This window comes from Paenibacillus sp. PastM-3 (assembly GCF_029893965.1).
In the GTDB taxonomy this organism is placed as follows: Bacteria; Bacillota; Bacilli; order Paenibacillales; family Paenibacillaceae; genus Paenibacillus_AQ.
On record NZ_JARXXP010000025.1, the window covers coordinates 30270 to 49259 of the forward strand.

At 53.4% G+C, this 18990-nt stretch carries 14 protein-coding genes; 1 reads left to right on the forward strand and 13 read right to left on the reverse strand.

The window, feature by feature from the left end:
- Positions 1-21 precede the first annotated feature (21 nt).
- Together M2108_RS25245 and M2108_RS25250 are read right to left on the reverse strand one after the other, a co-directional pair.
- The gene (locus tag M2108_RS25245; RefSeq protein WP_277472170.1) at positions 22-1032 is read right to left on the reverse strand and encodes an endo-1,4-beta-xylanase; all 1011 of its coding nucleotides are present in this window, start codon (positions 1030-1032) and stop codon (positions 22-24) included.
- A gap of 77 nt (positions 1033-1109) precedes the next feature.
- On the reverse strand, positions 1110-2696 hold the full coding sequence (locus M2108_RS25250) for a glycoside hydrolase family 43 protein (RefSeq protein ID WP_481856947.1): 1587 nt from the start codon (positions 2694-2696) through the stop codon (positions 1110-1112).
- Between the two features lie 150 nt (positions 2697-2846).
- Between M2108_RS25250 and M2108_RS25255 the strand changes: the two genes are divergently transcribed.
- A complete protein-coding gene (locus tag M2108_RS25255; RefSeq protein ID WP_277472194.1) occupies positions 2847-3608 on the forward strand; it encodes an IS630 family transposase in 762 nt (253 codons plus the stop codon).
- Positions 3609-4031: 423 nt separating this feature from the next.
- Here M2108_RS25255 and M2108_RS25260 read toward each other — a convergent pair whose 3' ends face one another.
- The 11 genes from M2108_RS25260 to M2108_RS25310 all read right to left on the reverse strand — a co-directional run bounded on the left by M2108_RS25260 (position 4032) and on the right by M2108_RS25310 (position 18986).
- Positions 4032-4991, reverse strand: coding sequence for a carbohydrate ABC transporter permease (locus tag M2108_RS25260; RefSeq protein ID WP_277472193.1), 960 nt, complete (start codon positions 4989-4991; stop codon positions 4032-4034).
- 3 nt (positions 4992-4994) lie between these two features.
- Complete coding sequence (locus M2108_RS25265; protein ID WP_277472168.1) at positions 4995-5969, reverse strand: ABC transporter permease; 975 nt, start codon at positions 5967-5969, stop codon at positions 4995-4997.
- Positions 5970-6054: 85 nt separating this feature from the next.
- A complete protein-coding gene (locus tag M2108_RS25270) occupies positions 6055-7758 on the reverse strand; it encodes an extracellular solute-binding protein (protein ID WP_277472167.1) in 1704 nt (567 codons plus the stop codon).
- A 113-nt stretch (positions 7759-7871) separates the two neighbouring features.
- The gene (locus tag M2108_RS25275) at positions 7872-9404 is read right to left on the reverse strand and encodes a response regulator (protein WP_277472192.1); all 1533 of its coding nucleotides are present in this window, start codon (positions 9402-9404) and stop codon (positions 7872-7874) included.
- Positions 9405-9406: 2 nt separating this feature from the next.
- Positions 9407-11227 carry a sensor histidine kinase gene (locus M2108_RS25280; RefSeq protein WP_277472166.1) on the reverse strand — a complete coding sequence of 607 codons (1821 nt, stop codon included), beginning with the start codon at positions 11225-11227 and terminating at the stop codon, positions 9407-9409.
- 20 nt (positions 11228-11247) lie between these two features.
- A complete protein-coding gene (locus tag M2108_RS25285) occupies positions 11248-12789 on the reverse strand; it encodes a response regulator transcription factor (protein WP_277472164.1) in 1542 nt (513 codons plus the stop codon).
- A gap of 244 nt (positions 12790-13033) precedes the next feature.
- Positions 13034-14428, reverse strand: a complete 1395-nt coding sequence (locus tag M2108_RS25290) for an ADP-ribosylglycohydrolase family protein (protein WP_277472163.1) — start codon at positions 14426-14428, stop codon at positions 13034-13036.
- The gene (locus M2108_RS25295) at positions 14428-15387 is read right to left on the reverse strand and encodes a nucleoside hydrolase (RefSeq protein ID WP_277472162.1); all 960 of its coding nucleotides are present in this window, start codon (positions 15385-15387) and stop codon (positions 14428-14430) included. The genes M2108_RS25290 and M2108_RS25295 overlap by 1 nt, the downstream gene beginning before the upstream one ends.
- A gap of 59 nt (positions 15388-15446) precedes the next feature.
- Positions 15447-16385: an ABC transporter permease gene (locus M2108_RS25300; RefSeq protein ID WP_277472161.1), complete on the reverse strand. Its 939-nt coding sequence runs from the start codon at positions 16383-16385 to the stop codon at positions 15447-15449.
- Positions 16382-17431, reverse strand: a complete 1050-nt coding sequence (locus tag M2108_RS25305; protein WP_277472160.1) for an ABC transporter permease — start codon at positions 17429-17431, stop codon at positions 16382-16384. The genes M2108_RS25300 and M2108_RS25305 overlap by 4 nt, the downstream gene beginning before the upstream one ends.
- Positions 17424-18986, reverse strand: coding sequence for an ABC transporter ATP-binding protein (locus M2108_RS25310; RefSeq protein WP_277472159.1), 1563 nt, complete (start codon positions 18984-18986; stop codon positions 17424-17426). The genes M2108_RS25305 and M2108_RS25310 overlap by 8 nt, the downstream gene beginning before the upstream one ends.
- Positions 18987-18990: the final 4 nt, after the last annotated feature.

Here is an 18990-nt window from a genome sequence, read left to right on the forward strand (position 1 = left end):
TTCTGTACGCCATTTAATCCCTCAGCCGCTGAGTGCAGCAAGCCGCTCGAACGCAGGCTTTGGCCTGTGCTGTTCATCGAACAGGAACGGCCAGTTTTTTCGTCCGCGGACAGGGAAATTGTCCAGCCACGTGTAGTCGTCCGCCGCCCCCCAAAAGGTGACGGACGAAATGACCTGCCGGTATTCCCGGAGCAGCCGGAATACCGCGTCGTACCGCTCCGCCTGGAGCTCAAGCAGCTCCGGCGGCGGACTTGCCAGGTCCGTCCGCTTATCGTCGAAGCGGAACAGGGACAGGTCCAGCTCGGTAAGCTGCAGCTGCAGCCCGAGCGAAGCGTACTTCTCGATCGCTGCCCGGATGTCATCCAGTCCGGGATCGTACAGGTTCCAGTGTGCCTGCAGGCCGACGCCATGGATCGGCACTCCCTGATCCAGCAGTGACTTCATTAGGGTGTAGATTTTGTCGCGCTTCTGCGGATGACTTTCATTGTAATCATTGTAGAACAGCAAGGCCTGCGGATCAGCTTCGTGAGCATATTCGAACGCTCGCGCAATGAACTCAGGCCCGGCTATCTCCAGCCATTTGGACGACCGCAACAGCTCCTGGCCTTCATCGGCAATCACCTCATTGACTACATCCCAGGCATAAATCTGTCCCCGGTAACGTCCGACAACTGTATCGATATGAGACTTCAGGCGTGACAGCAGAAGCTCCTTGCTTACCGCCGTCCCCGCTCCGTCCGTAAACAGCCAATCGCTCGTCTGGTTATGCCACACCAGGGTATGACCGCGCATCGCCAGCCCGTGCTTCCGGGCAAAAGCCGCCAGCTCGTCCGCATGATCAAAGGTGTATACCTCCTCCTGCGGATGCACACTCTCAAACTTCATTTCATTCTCGGCAGTGATACTGTTGAAATGATACGCCAGCAGCTGCTCCTGGGAACGGATCGTCAGCGGGTTTACCGCTGCGCCGATTTTGAAATCATCAGTAAATATGCCCTTTAACGAAGGCCCGCTAAAGCCCTTATCTCCCATCCTAATAGCCTCCCACAAAAAAGTTTACTCTAATACCGTCAGCCCTTACTTCCATGCAGATACGGGACACCAGCCGCTCAAGCCCTCCACTCAAACCAGTCAAAATAAGCAAATCCCGGCAGCTCCCGCCTGTTGCCTGCAGCATACATGCCAACCACTACTCCGGTAAAAGCATTTCCTTCTGCCGCCTGCGGCGACAGCTCATAAGCCGGGCCTGCAGCCAGTCTGGTCCACGTCTCACCGTCCATGGAATACAGCAGACAGTACTCTTGGTAATCCGCAGCAATTTTCAGAAAAACTCTGCCAGCGGACCCGCTGACCGGAACCTCCGCCGCCAGCCGGGACTGGCCCTGCACCGTCAGACGCGCAAACACCAGAGGACGGACGGCCCTACGGATCATCCCCACCTCATAATGGGCCCGCTCATTCATTCTGACGCACAATCCGGCTTCCGCACCGTCCTCCTGAGCTTCCAGCTCAAGCAGCGTGCTCCACTCAGCGGCAATATGCTGCTGCCTGCGGCCGATGAAGGCCGTCTGTCCGGTATCACTGAGTCCGGCCGGCTGGCCCTTCAGCGCCAGCCAGCCCGGACGCTCCTCCAGCGACCAGCTGTGTTCAGCCGGATTCCGCAGGAAGACCAGATCATACGGAAGCACATTGTGGTCAAATTCATACCGGCCGCTGTAGTCTCCGGTTTCCCTCACAGCTCCCTTCGTGCTGCTATCAGAATGTTCAGATTCCTTTTCTGAGCCGCAACAAGACCGCTCCACACTCATCTCCAGTCCCACGGTACCGTCATTGTTGTCAATCATCGGCCAGCCGTCCTCACTCCAGCTCACCGGAGCGAGATACGTCTCACGGCCAAGTACCCCGTAGCCGTCTTCGCCAAGACGTACACCAAGAAAGACCGCCCACCATCCACCGTCCGGACCTTCGATCAGATCGGCATGGCCCAGATACTGGATCGGATGCTCTATGCCCCTGTGGGTCAGAATCGGCTCAGCCAGCTGCTCAAAAGGACCATACGGCGAGTGGCTGCGCCCGATGATCTCGCGGTGCTCCTTGGCCGTGCCGCCGGAGGCCGCCATGATATAGTACATCCCGTTAATCTTGTACAAATGCGGGCCTTCCAGCCACGGCCCGCCGTCACCGGTCCAGATCACCACGGGTTCAGTCAGCGCAGTCCCGGTGGCAATGTCAATTTCATACTGGATGATATGAGAATCATAGCCTGCCCCCTGCTGGGCGGTCACATAGACCTTTCCGTCTTCATCGAACAGAAGCGATGGATCAATACCGCCGAACGGCACTGAGACCGGATCAGACCAAGGCCCTGCCGGATCAGCGGCAGTCACGTAGAAATTGCCCCGTCCCTGCACATCCGTTGTAATCATATAGAACACCCCGGCATGATAACGGATCGTCGGTGCATAAATCCCGTCAGAGCTGCGGCAATTACGGATGTCGAGCTGGCTGATCCGGTCCAGCACATGGCCGATTTGTTTCCAGTGAATCAGGTCGCGGCTGTGAAACAGCGGAACGCCGGGGAAATATTCAAAGGTGCTGCAAACCAGATAATAGTCCTCACCCGCCCTAGTAATGCTCGGATCAGGATAAAAACCCGGCAGCACCGGGTTCGTGTACTGTATGAATGATCGTTTCATATCCATGCAGACAACCTCTCTTTAATTCGTTAAAGATACCTAATTTACCGAAAGTATGAGTCTCAGCAACTAAATAGAACGCGATTAAGAAACTAACAAACCTTTGAGGACATTGGTGAGTTACTTAGTCGTGCGCGCCAAACGATCAGTATTTATTGGCAAGCCTCCCAGACCCAAGGACTCAAAGGTTTAGAAATGGATCATTCTCCCGGACAGCCGACAAAACTTACGGAAGAACAACGTTATCAGTTAGCCGCGATGCTGGAGCAGCATTCACCAGTCGATGTGGGTTTCGAGGCTCGTTATACCTGGACACTACCACTGGTTGCGGAATGGATCAAACGGGAATATGGTGTCACCATGAGCGTACGTGGAATTAGCGCAATGCTAAAACGGATGAATTTTAGCTTTACCAAAGCCACATACACGCTCGCCAATGCCAACGAGGAAGCTCAGGCTTACTTCAGAAAGCACACATTCGCTCAGCTCAAGAAACAGATTGAAGCTGAACAAATCGACCATCTGCTATTTGAAGATGAGTCTATGATTCGCTCGTATCAAGCCCTTCAGTACAATTGGTTTCCTCGCGGCAAACAACGCAAAGTACCAACGTACGGTAGACATGAAGGAGCCAAATTATTTGGTGCCATTAACTATGAAACCGGTCAAGTTCATCACCGAGAAGAAGAAAAAGCGGACACTGCCGCCTTTATTCTGTTCTTACAGGATCTTCTCTCTGCTTATCCCAATGGAAAAATGGCTTTGATTTTGGACAACAGTCGGATTCATCACGCTACCGAGTTACAGTTGTTTCTAAAGGAGCATCCGCGTCTGCAGCTTGTTTTTCTACCACCGTATAGCCCAAACCTTAACCCCGTTGAAGGACTTTGCTATGGCTCAAAGCTGACGTAGTGAACAACATCTTTTTTGAAAAATTCTATAAGATTAGACTTCATATGAGTCAATTTATGAAGCGGATTAACAACCATCCAATAGAAACGATAGATCGTCTCCTCGTCAGGTTATAAGCTTAATTGCGTTCTATATAGTTGGATTTTCGCCACTTAATTTCATCACATATCATCATTTCTAACCTTTAGTTGGAAAATCGCCACTTATTTCAGCCGCTTACCCCTTATAGAGACGATAACAGCAAATCTAAGTGGCATTTTTCCCACTAATGTTCTCTTTCCTGCGTTTAGCCCGAAAATAGATGGCGGATTTCCACTTAGCTTGATCAGCCAGCTCTTGAAGATTAGGGTTAGACATGACTCAGGAGTAAATCGTGAATTCCAGACGGCTCCGTCTCTGCCTCTCCCCCTGCGTCTGTTCCCCCTACTCCTTAACACTTCCCACATTCAGACCAACCACAAAATACTTCTGCATAAACGGATACACAAGCAGGATCGGTACCGAGGCGACTACTGTAATTGCAGCCCGGATCGACAGCGGTGTCACCAGTGCCCGTGCTGAGTTCTGGTCCATCCCTACCCCGGCGGCAACGTTCGGGTTGCTGTTGGAGTTCATCGTTGAGGATAGCAGCTTCATCAGCTCATACTGCAGTGTACTCAGGTGCTGCCGGGAGGAGGTGTAGATAAAGGCATCGAACCAGGAGTTCCAGGCACCCACCGCCACAAACAGCGCTATCGTTGCAAGCACCGGTTTACACAGCGGGAATACAACCCGCATAAAGATTTTGAAGTCTCCGGCTCCGTCAATTCTCGCCGACTCCATCAGGCTTTCAGGAATGGTACCGATATAAGTCCGGATAACAATCATATTAAAGGCGCTGATCATCGACGGAAAAATATAAACCCAGAAGCTGTTAATCAGGTTCAGATCCTTGATCAGAAAATAGCTCGGGATCAGACCGGCGCTGAAATACATCGTCAGTACGAAGATCACCGTGATCGGCTGGCGGAAGACATATTCCCGCCGGCTCAGCGTGTAGGCCAGCATCGTCGTCAGAAAGATATTCAGTATTGTCGACAGCACCGTCCGCGCTACCGAGACCAGAAAAGCATCATAAATCGTGCCGGAGGCAAAGATCGCCTTGTAATTCTGGACGGTCCACTCCCGCGGCCATAAGTAAATGCCGCCGCGGATCGTGTCATTCCCCGCGTTAAACGAAACGGCAATCGTATTCAGGAACGGATATAGGGTGACAACTACAAGGCAAATCATAAACAACGTATTAAAGGTGGTGAACAGCACGGGCTCCAGCTTTCCTTTGCCGATGCTTCTTCTCACCGTCATGCCTGTTCTCTGCCCAGGGCTAATCTGCCGGTTATCCATCATTTATAACAACCTCTCTTCCCCAAGCCGCTTGGAAATGCCGTTCGCCATAAGCAGCAGTGTTACGCTGACAACCGTTTTGAAGATACCACCCGCGGTTGCGAGGGAATAGTTGCCTTGCGCCAGCCCGTATTTTAGTACAAAAATATCAATGGTTTCCGCCCAGTCGACGACAAGCCCGTTACCCAGCAGGTACTGTACCTCAAAACCTGCCTCCAGCACATGCCCGATCGACATAATCATTAGAATGACAATGGTTGCCTTGATGCCAGGCAGCGTGACAAACTGCATTTTTTTGTAACGGCTCGCCCCGTCGATTTCCGCAGCCTCATACAGCGCCGGGTCGATCGATGCAATAGCTGCCAGATAAATAATCGTATTCCAGCCGACTTCCTTCCACACATGCGAGGCGCCGACAATGCCCCAGAAATACTTGCCTTCACTGAGCCACAGAATGGGCTCTTTAATCAGATGCAGCTTCATCAATACAATATTGATAATCCCGTCATTGATCGACAGCGAGGTCGCCACAATGCCGGTAACGATAATCCAGGACAGGAAATGCGGCAAATAGGAAATGGTCTGGACCGTTCTTTTCCACAGCACATTTTTGATTTCATTCAGCAGCAGCGCCAGCACAATCGCCGTTACAAATCCGAGCACCAGGTTAATGATCCCCATGGACAAGGTATTGCGCAGGACACGCAGGAAATTGTCGTCGGTAAACAAAAATTTGAATTGCTTGAAGCCCACCCATTCCTGTTCACTGAAGGACTTGGCAGGCCGGTAATTCTGGAAAGCCATAGTCCAGCCCCAGACGGGCACATAGGCAAAAAGAATAATGTAGAGCATTAAAGGTACTGACATCCAAATCAGCTGATTCTGGCTTTTGATCAGCGACCAGGTAACCGGCCGCTTCTTCTTTTTACGGCGGTTGGAATGCCGGACGGCTATTTCTGTTTCTAAGGTCTCAGCCATAGTAATTGTCTCCCCGCTCCATCGTTTATTGGAGCAGGCGGAAGGCCGGAACGGCCCTCCGCCTGCTGGTTCACTGCGCCTTCATTTACTTGCTCCAGTTGTCAATTCTCCATTTAATCTGCTCATTGATTTTGTCTTCGTAAGCCTTCACATTGGCTTTCTTGATTTCTCCTACATAATCGGTCCACACAGAATCGAATTCTTCCGGACTCGCCAGGATCGCTTTAGGCAGGAATTTGGTCTGCAGTTCAGTTAATTTGGTGTTAGCTATCTTGGCATCGGAGCCTTCAATCAGATCAATGGACCAGGCCGGGTAGTAGACCGGGTTGGCAGGCGGCTCACTGAAGAAGTCTACATAAGTATCGTAGCCGTATGCGTCAAGAACTTCCTTATCGAAAGGCTTCAGCCCTGCTTTATACTCTTCCGGCTGTGCTGCCGCGTCTGTAGAGTTGCCGTCGCTGAAACTTCCCTCCATCTTAGGCAGGAAGTCAAAGAGGGACTTGGCTTTATTGGCCAGCTGCCAGGTAGCATCAGCTACATTGTCGCGCTGTTCCTGTGTTCTCATGAATCTGCCGTTCTCTACGATATAATCTTCACCCTCAATGCCCCAGGAGAATGTCTTCTGCCAGTCTTCCTGAATTAAGGTGTCGAGCAGCTTGATAATTTTCACCGGATCTTTGGCGTTGATACTAATACCGAAGCCGTTATTAAGGTTCAGAACGGCAAGGTCACGGTAATAGTCTTTGGTAGCCTTGTCGTATACGAGCGGGAGCCCCACGTAGGTGCGTTCGATTTTGCCCTGGGTGGTCAAGGAATCCTCGGCCGCATTGAAGTTCCAGTGCTGGTCAAACATACCCAGAACGGTTCCGCTGGACAGCTTCGCCATATACTGGTCGTAGTTCTGCACAAAGGTCTCTTTATCGATCAGACCCTTTTCATTGATTTCATTGAGCTTCTGGTAGTACCGTTTGGCATAATCCTTGTCTGCAAAAATCTCGGCTACACCGTCCTTGACCACAACTCCGCCATCATTCGGATGTCCGATCAAGTGCTGAGGCGCATTGAACAGTCCCCAGTTTTTCCAGTCATAATTCAGAATTTCGAAGCCGATGGTCGGACTGCCGTCAATTTTCGGATACTTCTCTTTGTATTTCTCAATCAGGTCAAAGTACTCATCCAGTGTCTTGACCTGCGGATAGCCGAATTCCTTGAGCACTGCCTTCTGAATCCAGAAAGCCGGGCCTGAATACCAGGAGCTGTTCACTTTGCCGTTGTATACCCCATAGTTAGGCAGGATATAGATGTGCCCGTCATTAGGGTCCTTCATCATGTTCCAGTACTCCGCATAATGCGCTTTCAAATTCGGAGCATGCTCTTCAATCAGGTCTTCGAGCGGAATATAGGCACCCGCAGCAGTCAGCTTCGTGTTTCCTGTCATCATATCGGGATAATCCTGGCCGGCAATCATAACCCCCAGCTTCTGGTTAATGTCGCCTGCCAAAAATTCGAAATTGAAGCTGGCGCCCGTTTCATCTTTGATTTTCTTGTAAATTTTATTGTCCGGTGTCGGCTGCTGGCCGGCTTCACCCACAAATACACTGATAGTGAACGGTTCAATTTTGTCGCCAGTGTCCGCAGCTCCCGCGGTTTGTGCCGCACCGGTCTCTTCAGTCTTGGCAGTATCCTTGGTATTACCGTTGTTATTGCCGCCGCAGCCGGCGAGTGCAAAGCTCAGGGATAACAGCGTGATCAGTGAAACCTTAAACGTCCGTTTTGACTTGCCCCCCATAAAGCACCTCCATATTTTTGGTTACGCTTTTTTGTAAGCACTTACATTCATAAATTATAGAGGTGATTCCTAATGTGAAATACAGCTGAATTAAAGGTATAACCCCAAAAACTTTAGGACTTTGCCTGCCTGTATTCATTCGGGGACAGATGCATTTTCTTCTCAAACTGCTTCAGGAACTGCCCGTAATTGGCATATCCCACCCTCTCTGCAATTTCTGACAGCTTAAGAGTACGCTCCTCCAGCAGCCTTGCCGCTTCCTCAATCCGCAGATTATGGAGCAGTTCATTGAAGCCGATTCCGTTCTTCTTGATCAGAAGCTGACCCAGATAGACGGGATGCAGGTAAAAGATTTCCGCCAGCCTCTGAATCGTCAGGCTCTCACGGTAGTGCTCCTGAATATACCGGTTAATATCCCGGACAACATCCTGAGATCGGTTGCCCCGCTCCTGCAGCAGAAGGCGGATCACCTCCTCGGCAAAGGCCAGCAGATATTCGATAAGTCTGCCAAGTGTAAGCATGTGGTAATTAAAATCCGCCGGTGGCTCTGTACCTTTCCTCTGCAGCTGTCCGGCCTCCGGAGCCGGTACAAGCTCCTTCATTTTGTAGACCAGGTGAATCACGAATTTCTTTACTGTGTCCGGAGATACCAGCTTCTCACGGAAGCTTGATGCCGCAGCTTCAGCCTCCCGGCGGAAGCCGGGAAGATCCAGCGTATTCACAAAACCGATCAGCACATCTGCCAGCCGGATATGATCGTAATCTCTGCTTAAGGGCTTATCGCGGATATCGTGGAACATCAGCAGCCTGGCTGAAGGTTCGCTGTAGAAGCAATACTGCAGGGCCTCCTTCGCCGTCCGGTAGCTCCCCGCAATCCGGCCAAGTTCCGCTACGCTGTCACCGGCCGTTATAAACAAGGGGATGCCGGGGCATGCCTGCCGCAGCTCCTCCGCAATCCGTGCAGCTGTAGCGTTCCCCTCCCCGGACGCAGTACTTCCGTAGACAATCGCACAGGTGTATGCCTCAAGGTCGGCCAGCACCATCCCGGCTTCACCGGCGGACAAGACGGCCGCTTCCCCCCTGACTTCGGTATAGTTCAGCGGGTCAGTCTGAATCAGAAGGACGTTCCAGTAGCTGAACCCGGCGGACAGCGCAGCAGCTGAACGGCCATCCAAAGTCCCCTCCGGTTTACCGTAGAGCAGCCCTTTGATGACTGCAGCCGTTTCCTCCAAGGCTGCAAGCTTCCCCATCTTCCGGCTGTGCTCCTCCCGCTCCAGTTCCCGGTACATCTCCCGCAGCTCATCTGCAGCCTCCTCCGGAAAAAGCGGTTTCAGCAGATAGTGATGAATGCCGAACCGGATCGCAGTCTGGGCATACTCGAACTCGCTGTAGCCGCTGAGAATAGCAAACTTGGTGTCTCTGCCTCCTGTCTGCTGCCAGGCATCTACCATCTCAAGGCCGTTTAACAGCGGCATATTCACATCCGTAATGACCAGATCCGGCGCAAGCTCCCGGATCAGCTGCAGCCCCGCCTGTCCGTTGGTGCAAGTTCCGGCAATCTCAAACCCGAGCGCCTGCCAGTCAATCCACAGCTGCATCGCTTCCAGGGCACTTGGCTCATCGTCAATTAACAGCACTTTATACATTTTCACTGCTTCCCCTCACTTCCGGGCGAATGAATCCTCTCCAGCAGCTTCAGCGGTATTCCGAACGAAACTGCTGTCCCTTCATCCGGCGTACTTATCATCTCAAAGGTCACCTGATCGGCATAATACAGCTCCAGTCTGCGGTATACGTTGCGCATTCCGATATTCAGGCTGGAGGAATCCTCAGTGCGGATATTGTTCAGCAGCTCCTTTAGCTTCGCCGCCTCCATGCCCTTTCCGTTGTCAGAAATAGTAATTTGCAGGCGGTCTTCCCGGACTGCAACCCTTATTCGGATTATACCAAGGCCCTCTATGGCCTGCAGGCCGTGCTTGCAGGCGTTTTCAACAAGAGGCTGCATGCTCAGCTTAGGTATTTTGTAAGCCAGCGCCTGCTCCTCTATTTCGAATTGATAATCAAATTTGTCACGGAACCTGAATTTCTCGATCTTCAGATACATCTCGATAAACTGCATTTCCTCCTGGAGCGACACCAGGTCCTCCTTCGACCGGAGCAGCCTGCGCAGCAGCTTGGAGAGGCTTTTGATAATATCCGTCACATCGTCATATTTGTTCTTGGTGCAGACGACGAGAATGGCATTCAGCGTATTGAACAGGAAATGCGGATTCATCTGGCTCTGCAGAAAATTCAGTTCAGCCTGTACCCGCTCCATCTCAAGGTTCTTGCTCTGGATTTCCAGCTTATACACATCATTAATCAGTGAATTGATCCGCGAGGTCATCCGGTTGAAATTATGAATCAGTCCGCCGATCTCATCACGGCCCTCGTCGATCCGGATCAGCTCGAACTTCTCGTTGCTCACCTTCTGCATATGGCGGGCCAGCCGCTTCACCCGGTAATTGTAGGAGCGCAGCATCACATAGATAAAAGCCGAAGTCAGCAGCGTGACCGTGGTCGCCAGCACCGCTGCATACAGCCGGATATCCAGAACGGCCTGGGCAATCCGCTCCCCCTGCGTAATGCCGATAATCCGCCAGCCCTTGAGATAGTTGGCCGTACCGATAGGCAGGATATGCACCTCCTGTTCCCCGTCCTCCGGCTGCGTAAACAGCGGGTAAGGCTCATCCGTTACATGCTGATAGCCGCTTGCTTCTGACATGACAATCTGATTCTGCTCATTGACCAGATACAGGCTGAGATAATCCTTCTCCCGGACAATGATGTCGTACACCTCACTGAGGTCAAGATCGATCCGTGACAGCTTTTCATACGTGCCAAACGAGCTGTAGTGATCCATCCAGTCAATGATGCTCAGCATCGGTGTGGTCGAGTTAGTGTTGCTGTTCTCGCTAATCCGGTAGGCGGTGACAACCACCTGGTTGCTTGAAGACTCAGCTTGCCTGTACCAGCCGCTTGTCCGGGTTTTCGCATTGATAGCCTGATAATTGCCTCCGGATACGATAGACTGGTTGGCAGTAAATACCGTAATCCGCTCAATCTGGTTGTTCACGGGCATATAGCTGTTTAGCCGGTCGCGCAGTTCCTCATCATAGGCCCCATAAAAATCAATGGAATCCTTATAGGGCCGGTCCAGCATTTCATACAGGTTCTTGTCTGTTGAAAGGGTGTAGCTGACGGCAACTCCACCTTCGATGAAATCATGAATGTCCTTCCTTGCCCGCTCCAGGGAAATCTCCAGGTTCTGCTCCTCCCTTGACTTGATCAGATCTGTAATCCGGCCCAGGAACACCAGGTTAATAATCATGATAGGCAGAAGCACGCCGACGATGTAGATCAGGAAAAACTTATAATTCAGCGGAATGTCGTTGACGATATTAGTGAAGCGGAATCTTTTTTTGAGCATGGAATGTGCACCCGGCTTTCCTAGAGCTGCTTGCTGTGATCAGAGTTCTTATATACAGAGGGCAGAACACCCGCGATTCCCTTGAATTTGTCGATAAAATAATCCGTATTGCTGAAGCCGACCTGTGCGGCCACATCGGAAATTTTCAGCTCTGTCCGCTTCAGCAGCGCCTTGGCCGCTTCAATTCGCTTAACGTTCAGGTATTCGCTGAAGCTGCGCCCAGTCTCTTTGCGGAATAGCTGTCCCAGGTAGGCCGGGTTCATATGAAACTGTCTGGCCAGCTCCTGAAGCTGCAGCTTGCTGCGGAACTCCTGATCCACATACCGGATGACGTTATAGATGGTGTTACTCTCATTTGCCTCCTGCAGCTGTGCCAGATAATCCGCCGCTGTTCTGCAGAGACCGCTTACATAAAGGCTTAACCGGAAGTAGTCACCGAGGTCTCCGAGACTCCCGTATTTCGCCTGATGCCCGTTCATCATGGTGCCAGGTTCCCCGTTATGCTCCGCTACCAGCCGGCACAGGGTCATTTCCAGATGGGCGATGCCGGCCTGAACAGCTTCCACGGTAGACAATTGCCGGGCATAGGACATGAAGATATCCTTTACACAGGCTTCAATCTCCTCGTGATCACCGGCCATTACCTTTCCCGGCAGCGCTGCAAAAGCTGTCTGCTCCCGGCTTGCCTCTGTACTGCCTTTCCTGAAATCCCATTGGAAGAATACACCGCCCTGCTCTTTGCCGAACCTAAGCTTCCACATATCCAGCAGCTGCAGATAAATGTCCTTAAGAGACTCAATACCTGTCATCCGGTCGCTGACTATTACCGTTACCGGCTGCTGCAGCAGACCCGTTAGCTCCTGCTGAAGCCGCCTGGTACCGTCCTTCAGGCTGTCCCGTGAGAGGCCTGCTGACTGCAGCAGCAGGCCGGTCCGCCCGTCACTGTCCTGGAAGCTGCTGCACACCGGTTCCGGAGTGAAGAAAGAATGCACCGGGTGCAGATGTGCTGCCGCTGCAGGCGGATCAATCAGAATGCCCAGCAATTCTGTATCTCCGCTAAGCTTCATCAGCTTAGCGGCCATCATGCGTAAATCTTCCTCGTTCTCCCCTAGAATCAGACGGCTTAGCATGCCGCCGATAATGAGCGCCTGCTTTTTTTGGCGCTCATCCCTGGAAGCGATTTCACTTTGTATCAAAAGGCTGAGCTGGTTCAGGAGAAGTTCCAGCTCCTCCTCATCGACCGGCTTGAGCAAATATTGCTCCACGCGCTCGCGCAGCGCCGTTCTGGCGTACTGGAAGTCATCGTATCCGCTCAAAATAATAAACCGGGGCGGCTTTGCCATCGTTCCATTCACCCTGGATATCAGCTCCAGCCCGCTTAAGACCGGCATATTAATATCGGTCAGTACAAGATCAGGCTGATGCAGCTCAATCATCCGCAGCGCATCCGGCCCATTCATGGCTTCACCGCACAGCTCGAATCCGTACTTCGCCCAGTCCACCATTGTCCGCAGCCCTTCCAGCACCCAGGGCTCATCGTCCACAATTATAGCCTTCAGCATGAAACGCATCCCTCCCCATTGATTCTGTGAGCAAATTCCACTTAACTGCCAACCAAATAACTATAGATTATGCTAACATAGTTCAATATTTCTGTGACATATTTCCGTTGTTAAATTATTCGGGGATAGGCACCAGCTTGCCAGCCCGGCCATAAAAAAACGCTCTTTGCCTGAAGGGATACTACAGCGTCCCCTGCTCGCAAAGAGCGATTCTTATAAATTTCATATATGTGACAACGGCAGCTTACACCAGTCCAGACTCCCCGCGCAGCTTCAGGAATACCTGGTAGCTCCGCTCCGCACAAGCCGAAATCGTAATCGGATGGAAGCCCGGCAGATCCGCGTACAGCGTATCGTTCAGCGGGTCCGTCCAGCTTGCCGGCAGCTGGCTTGCCCCCAGCTTAGCCCCCATAATGGAGCCGACGGTAGCTCCGTTGCAGTCCGTGTCCATTCCGCCGTAGACGGAGGTAACTACTGCCTTCTCGAAATCATTGCCGCCATAAACCAGCGACGCGGCAACAAGCGCAGCATTATTAACCGTATGCACCGGGTCATAGTGGCTGAACTTGTCCCAGATGCGGCTGACCAGATCGCGTTCACTCTTGGCTGATTGGGCAATGTCGATTCCCTGGAGCACCGCCTCGGCAAGCCGGCTCTTGGCCGGAACCTCGCTGAGTCCAATCTCCAGAATCCGCTCGTTGTCCTGCTCGGCGAAGGCGGCCGAGATTATGGCCCCATTGAACATTTCGCCGTAGATTCCGTTCTTCACGTGGGAGAATGACGCATCGCGCCAGCCCAGCTCGGCAGCCAGCTCCGGATGGCCGGCTGCACCGTAAGCCAGCCCGTCTGCCCGGATCGCTGCACCGATCCATTCACGGTACGGATTAAGATGCATCCGCACCCGTTCCAGCCGCTGTGCCCAGTCAGCCGGCTTCTCCTTATGCATATGGGAGGTTTCGGCGGCGAAGTTCATATAGACTTGCGTCTCGGCGGTACACACCTGGGCATAGGTCAGATTCCCGTGCCACAGCTTGCCGATATCCCAGGCATCCCAGGTAAGCCCCTTCTGCTCCAGCAGCAGCAGCCCCAGGACAGTATAACGGAGGTCGTCGTCGCTCTCCATGAAGCTGATCTTCTCCCGCGTACTGGTGAAGGACCAGGCGCTAAGACCAAGCCCGTACTCTGCTTCCGCTCTGGAGTTATCCGGCGTATATCCCTTGATCGGCCAGGCATCCGCACCCTGGAACCAGAGCTCAATATTCTCCCAGCCCGGACGTCCGTCCTTGCCGTACAGATAATCCCAATGCTCCAGCGGCTTGCCGAGCGCACAGCCGACGCTTCTGCCGAGCCACGCCCCGTGGAACTTGTCCCGCCACTGCTCAGGCGTCCAGGAAGGGTCAAGCCTGCGCGGCCCCTCCGGCCGAAGAGCGCGGATGTCCTCAAGTCCGGAAGGCTCCTGATACGGAAAATCCTCTGCTACCTGAAGCTCCATAAGTTCGCGGTAGACCTCCATCAGCCTGCCTTCATCGGTTCCTGCAGCAGACAGCTTATCGGCCAGCCCGTCCGTCCGGCAGCCTTCCTCATTCCGCTGCTGCAGCTCGAACTTTACTGTCTCCTGCAGATTCTCCCAGCCGGCCATCAGCTGTTTCCTCCGGCTGCCGCCAGCAGCTCCCGGTCCAGCCGTTCCAGGGAACCAAACAGCAGCTTCATGAACGCCTCGCGGTCAACACCGGTCAGCACCTGGACATTGGGCTGGCGGTCCGGCTTCTTTCTGCGGTCAGCCACGGTCATGCCGCGGGTTAGCTTGCCCTCGGTTTCCACCGTCACATAGAGATGCTCCGACTGGAACAGCTCCGGATGCAATAGCCAGGCTATGGCGCATGGATCATGCAGCGCGTTGCCGACATAGCCCATCTTTTTGCCATAGAGCGAGTAAAAGTCCAGCAGCTCCCCGACCATTACGGATACAGGGCCCTTCTGCTTCAATTCAAGGATTTCCTCCTCAAAAATCGCCGCCTTATCCGTCACATCCAGCCCGCTCATCACAATCGGAATGCCCGATTCATAAACGATCCGCGCAGCTTCCGGGTCTACAAAAATATTAAATTCAGCCGTGCTGGTCACATTCCCGTAAGCCAGGCCGCCGCCCATCAGCGAGATTTCCTTGATTTTGTCCTTTACCTCAGGGTAAGCGGTGATTAACAGCGCAATATTGGTTAACGGTGCCATCGGCACCAGTGTAATCTGCTCCTCCGAAGCACGGATAATTTCGAGCATGAATTCAACCGCGCCCTGCTCCACCGGCTTGAACTTGCTGGCCGGCAGCACCGGGCCGTCCATCCCGGATTCCCCGTGCGCTTCCTCTCCCGTCACCAGCTTGCCGAACAGCGGTCCGGCTGCCCCTTTGGCAACAGGAATGTCCGCATTAACGAAGCTCAGCACCTTCAGGGCGTTATCCGTTATTTTATCAAGAATCTGGTTCCCGCCTACCGTTGTAATGCCCCGGATTTCCAGCTCCCCCGGATGGGCCAGCGCCAGCAGTATCGCAATCGCGTCATCATGCCCCGGATCGCAGTCAATAATTATGGGTCTTGGCATCGTTGTTCTCCCCCTCATGTCTTTCTCAGCAGCCAATCCTTGTCTGAAGCAGCTCCCCACTACTTTGCCACAGGACTTTTAACCTTCTTGTTTTTCTTCCGGGTCTCAGAGACCGCATAGATCAGCAGACCGATTACAGTTGCCACATAAGGCAGCGTAGCAATCAGCTCCGCCGGAATTTTCAGCACCTGAAGCGCATTGGACAGTGCATCCGCCGCTCCGAACAGCAGGGAAGTCAGCGCCGTTCCGATGGTCGTGCTGCGGCCCATGGATTCTGCGGCAATCGCGATCCAGCCCCGGCCGGCGATCATATCACGCGTGAACAGTGACAGATAGCCCATCGACATGTAAGCCCCGCCCAGGCTGGCAAAAAATCCGCTGAGCAGCAGTGCGGTATATTGGATTTTGACTACACTGACCCCGACCGACTGGGCGGCATGCGGGTTCTCCCCGACTGAACGGATACGCAATCCAAGCGGTGTCCGGTTCAGCAGATAATACACAGCCAGTACGGCCAGGATGGAGACGTAAGTCAGAATGTGGTGACCGGACAGAATCGGTCCAAGCACGGGTATATCTTGTATCAGCGGAATCTGAACACTTGGCAGCACCTTGCTCGCAAGCGAAGTTGAGGATCCCTTGTCCCCGCTCAGCAGATACAGAATGAATACGGTACCGCCCGAGGCGAACATGTTGATGGCTACACCGCCGAGAATAATATGCGTCTTGAATTTAAGGGTGAAAAAGGCGAGTATTCCGGCGATCAGCGTTCCCGATATTACTGCGCCAATCAGTCCAACCCAGGCACTCTGGGTATAAGCGCTGACAATGACGCCGGCCAGGGCCGACACCAGCATGATCCCTTCCATCCCGATATTAATAATGCCGGCCCGGTTGGAGATCAGCGCCCCCAGCGCGGCGAACAGAATCGGCGTAGTTACACGCAGCAACGAGAAGGCAAAGTCCGTCGTAAAAATAACATTCAGCAGACTGTTCATGCGTTCGCTTTCGCCTCCTTCAGCAGCATCCGGTTTTTCCAGAATTTCAGGAATTGCTCAGCGGAGATCAGCAGGATAATAACCGCCTGGATGATCGAGATCATCTCGGAGGGCACATCCGACAGACGGGCCATCATATCGGCACCGATGCGGATATAAGCCAGGAACAGGGCCGAACCGATAACGGACAGCGGGTTGTTTTTGGCCAGCATCGCTACCAGCGCACCGTCAAGACCGTACCCGGGCAGAGATGCCCACTGGAACCGGTTGTACATCCCCAGCACTTCGACCGAACCGCCCATCCCGGCGATAAAGCCGGCGATCAGATGGACCAGAATGATTACTTTTGCGGTCTTCATCCCCGAGTAACGGGCAAAGTCGCGGTTCACCCCGGTCATCCGCAGCTCATAGCCCCATTTGGTCCGGTACAGGAACAGGTGGGCCAGTACAATCATCACGAGTACAATAATCAACCCGGTGTGGATGCGTGTGCCGGTGAAGATTTTGCTCAGCTGGGCTGTCTCTTGAAACTTGTAGGATACATTGGCAAAAGCCTTCGCATCACGCAGATGGTAATTAAGCAGATAGAGTCCGATTCCGAACAAAATGTTGTTGAACATCAGGGAGGTGACCAGCTCGTTGGCATTCCACTTGGCTTTGAGAATACCGGGAATCGCCGACAGCAGCGCTCCGACAATGGAACCCGCCGCAATCGCGACCACCGGATGAAACCAGCTGTTCAGGCTCAGATGAATGGCCAGTACAGAAGCTACTACGCCAGAGAAATAGAAGATACCTTCTGCCCCGAGATTGAACATATTGGCCCGGAACAGCAGGGACACGGCAAGACCGGTGAACATCAGCGGAATCGCCATTTCAATCACGTTGCCGATATGCCCCTTGGTGGAAATAGGCTCCCACAGAAAAATACCGATCGTCTTGAGCGGCTGGTCGCTGACCAGTGAAATAATGATAAAGGCGATGGCCAGCGCAATCAGTATGACCGCCGTTGTCCGGATCACCTCAAAATATTTGACTTTAAACATGGTTTACGGCCCTCCCGATCTGCTGCTTGTCCTGACGGTTAATGCCCAGCATATATAAGCCGAGCTCTTCTTCGCTTACCTTGGAAGGATTCTCAAAGTAGGCCACAATCTCACCTTCATACATGACAAGAAGACTGTCGCTCAGCTCCAGAATTTCGTTCAGATCCGCCGACAGGAGTACGATACCGCTGCCGGCGGAGCGCAGCTCCAGCAGCTTCTGGTGGATGAACTGGGCTGCACCGATATCCACGCCCCGGGTCGGCTGCTCAGCAATCAGCAGCTGCGGGCTGGTGGAGCATTCCCGGGCCACAACCACCTTCTGCATGTTGCCTCCGGACAGCATGCCGATCGGCTGCTGCGGGCCCGAGCACCGCACTTTAAATTCCTCCACCAGTGCGGCGGCCAGTGCGGCGATCCGCTTGCCGTTCAGCAGCGGGCCCTTATTCATGTCCCTGGAACGGTACCGGGTGGAGATCAGATTATCGGAAATGCTGGCATCCCCGGCAGCGCCCTGGTGCATCCGGTCCTCCGGGATATAAGAGACGCCCAGGCTGCGGATGCGGAGAATATCAGCTGCCAGAATATCTGCATCATTAACCTTCACCGACCCGCTGCTTGATACCGCGTGCAACCCGCCGGTGAGTGCCTCGACCAGCTGATTCTGGCCATTGCCTTCAACCCCGGCAATCCCGACGATCTGGCCTTCCCGGACTGCAAAGCTGACCTCTTCCAGTAAGGCCTTGCCCTGGCTGTCATGGACGGACAGTTTGTCTACTGACAATACCGGCTTGCCGAATGGCACATTGTCCTTATCGTATTTCAGCACGACATCCCGGCCGACCATCAGCCGTGAAATCTCCTGTTCGGTAACATCCCGGGTCTGGAAGACCCCTTCGCTCCGGCCGCCGCGCATAATGGTGATCCGGTCACAGATGGCTTTGACTTCCTTCAGCTTGTGGGAGATGAACACAATCGTATGCCCCTGCTCCTTCAGATGCTGCAGCTCAACAAACAGCTCCTCTGTCTCCTGCGGAGTCAGCACGGCGGTCGGCTCGTCCAGGATCAGGATTTTGGCCCCGCGTACGAGCGCCTTCAGAATTTCCACCTTCTGCTTCATCCCGACGGTAAGATCCTCAACCTTTGCCTTGGGATTTACGGCCAGATTATACTTGCGCGCCGTCTCTTCCGTCAGGCGGACCGCTTCATTGTAGTTGAAGCCCACTCCTTTGCGCGGCTCCATGCCAAGCACCATGTTCTCGGCTACTGTAAAGGAAGGCACCAGCATGAAGTGCTGATGGACCATGCCGATGCCCCGGTCGATCGCATCCTGCGGGGACTGCAGCTTTACCTTTTCCCCGCGGATGCTGATGTCGCCTTCACTCGGCTCCTCCATCCCGAACATGATCTTCATCAGGGTCGATTTGCCCGCCCCGTTCTCCCCCGCTATGGCATGAATCTCTCCTTCGCGCAGGCTAAAATGGACATCCTTGTTGGCAACGACGCCATTGGGGTACACCTTGGTTATCCCCCGCATTTCCAGCAGCGCGTGTTCCACGGGT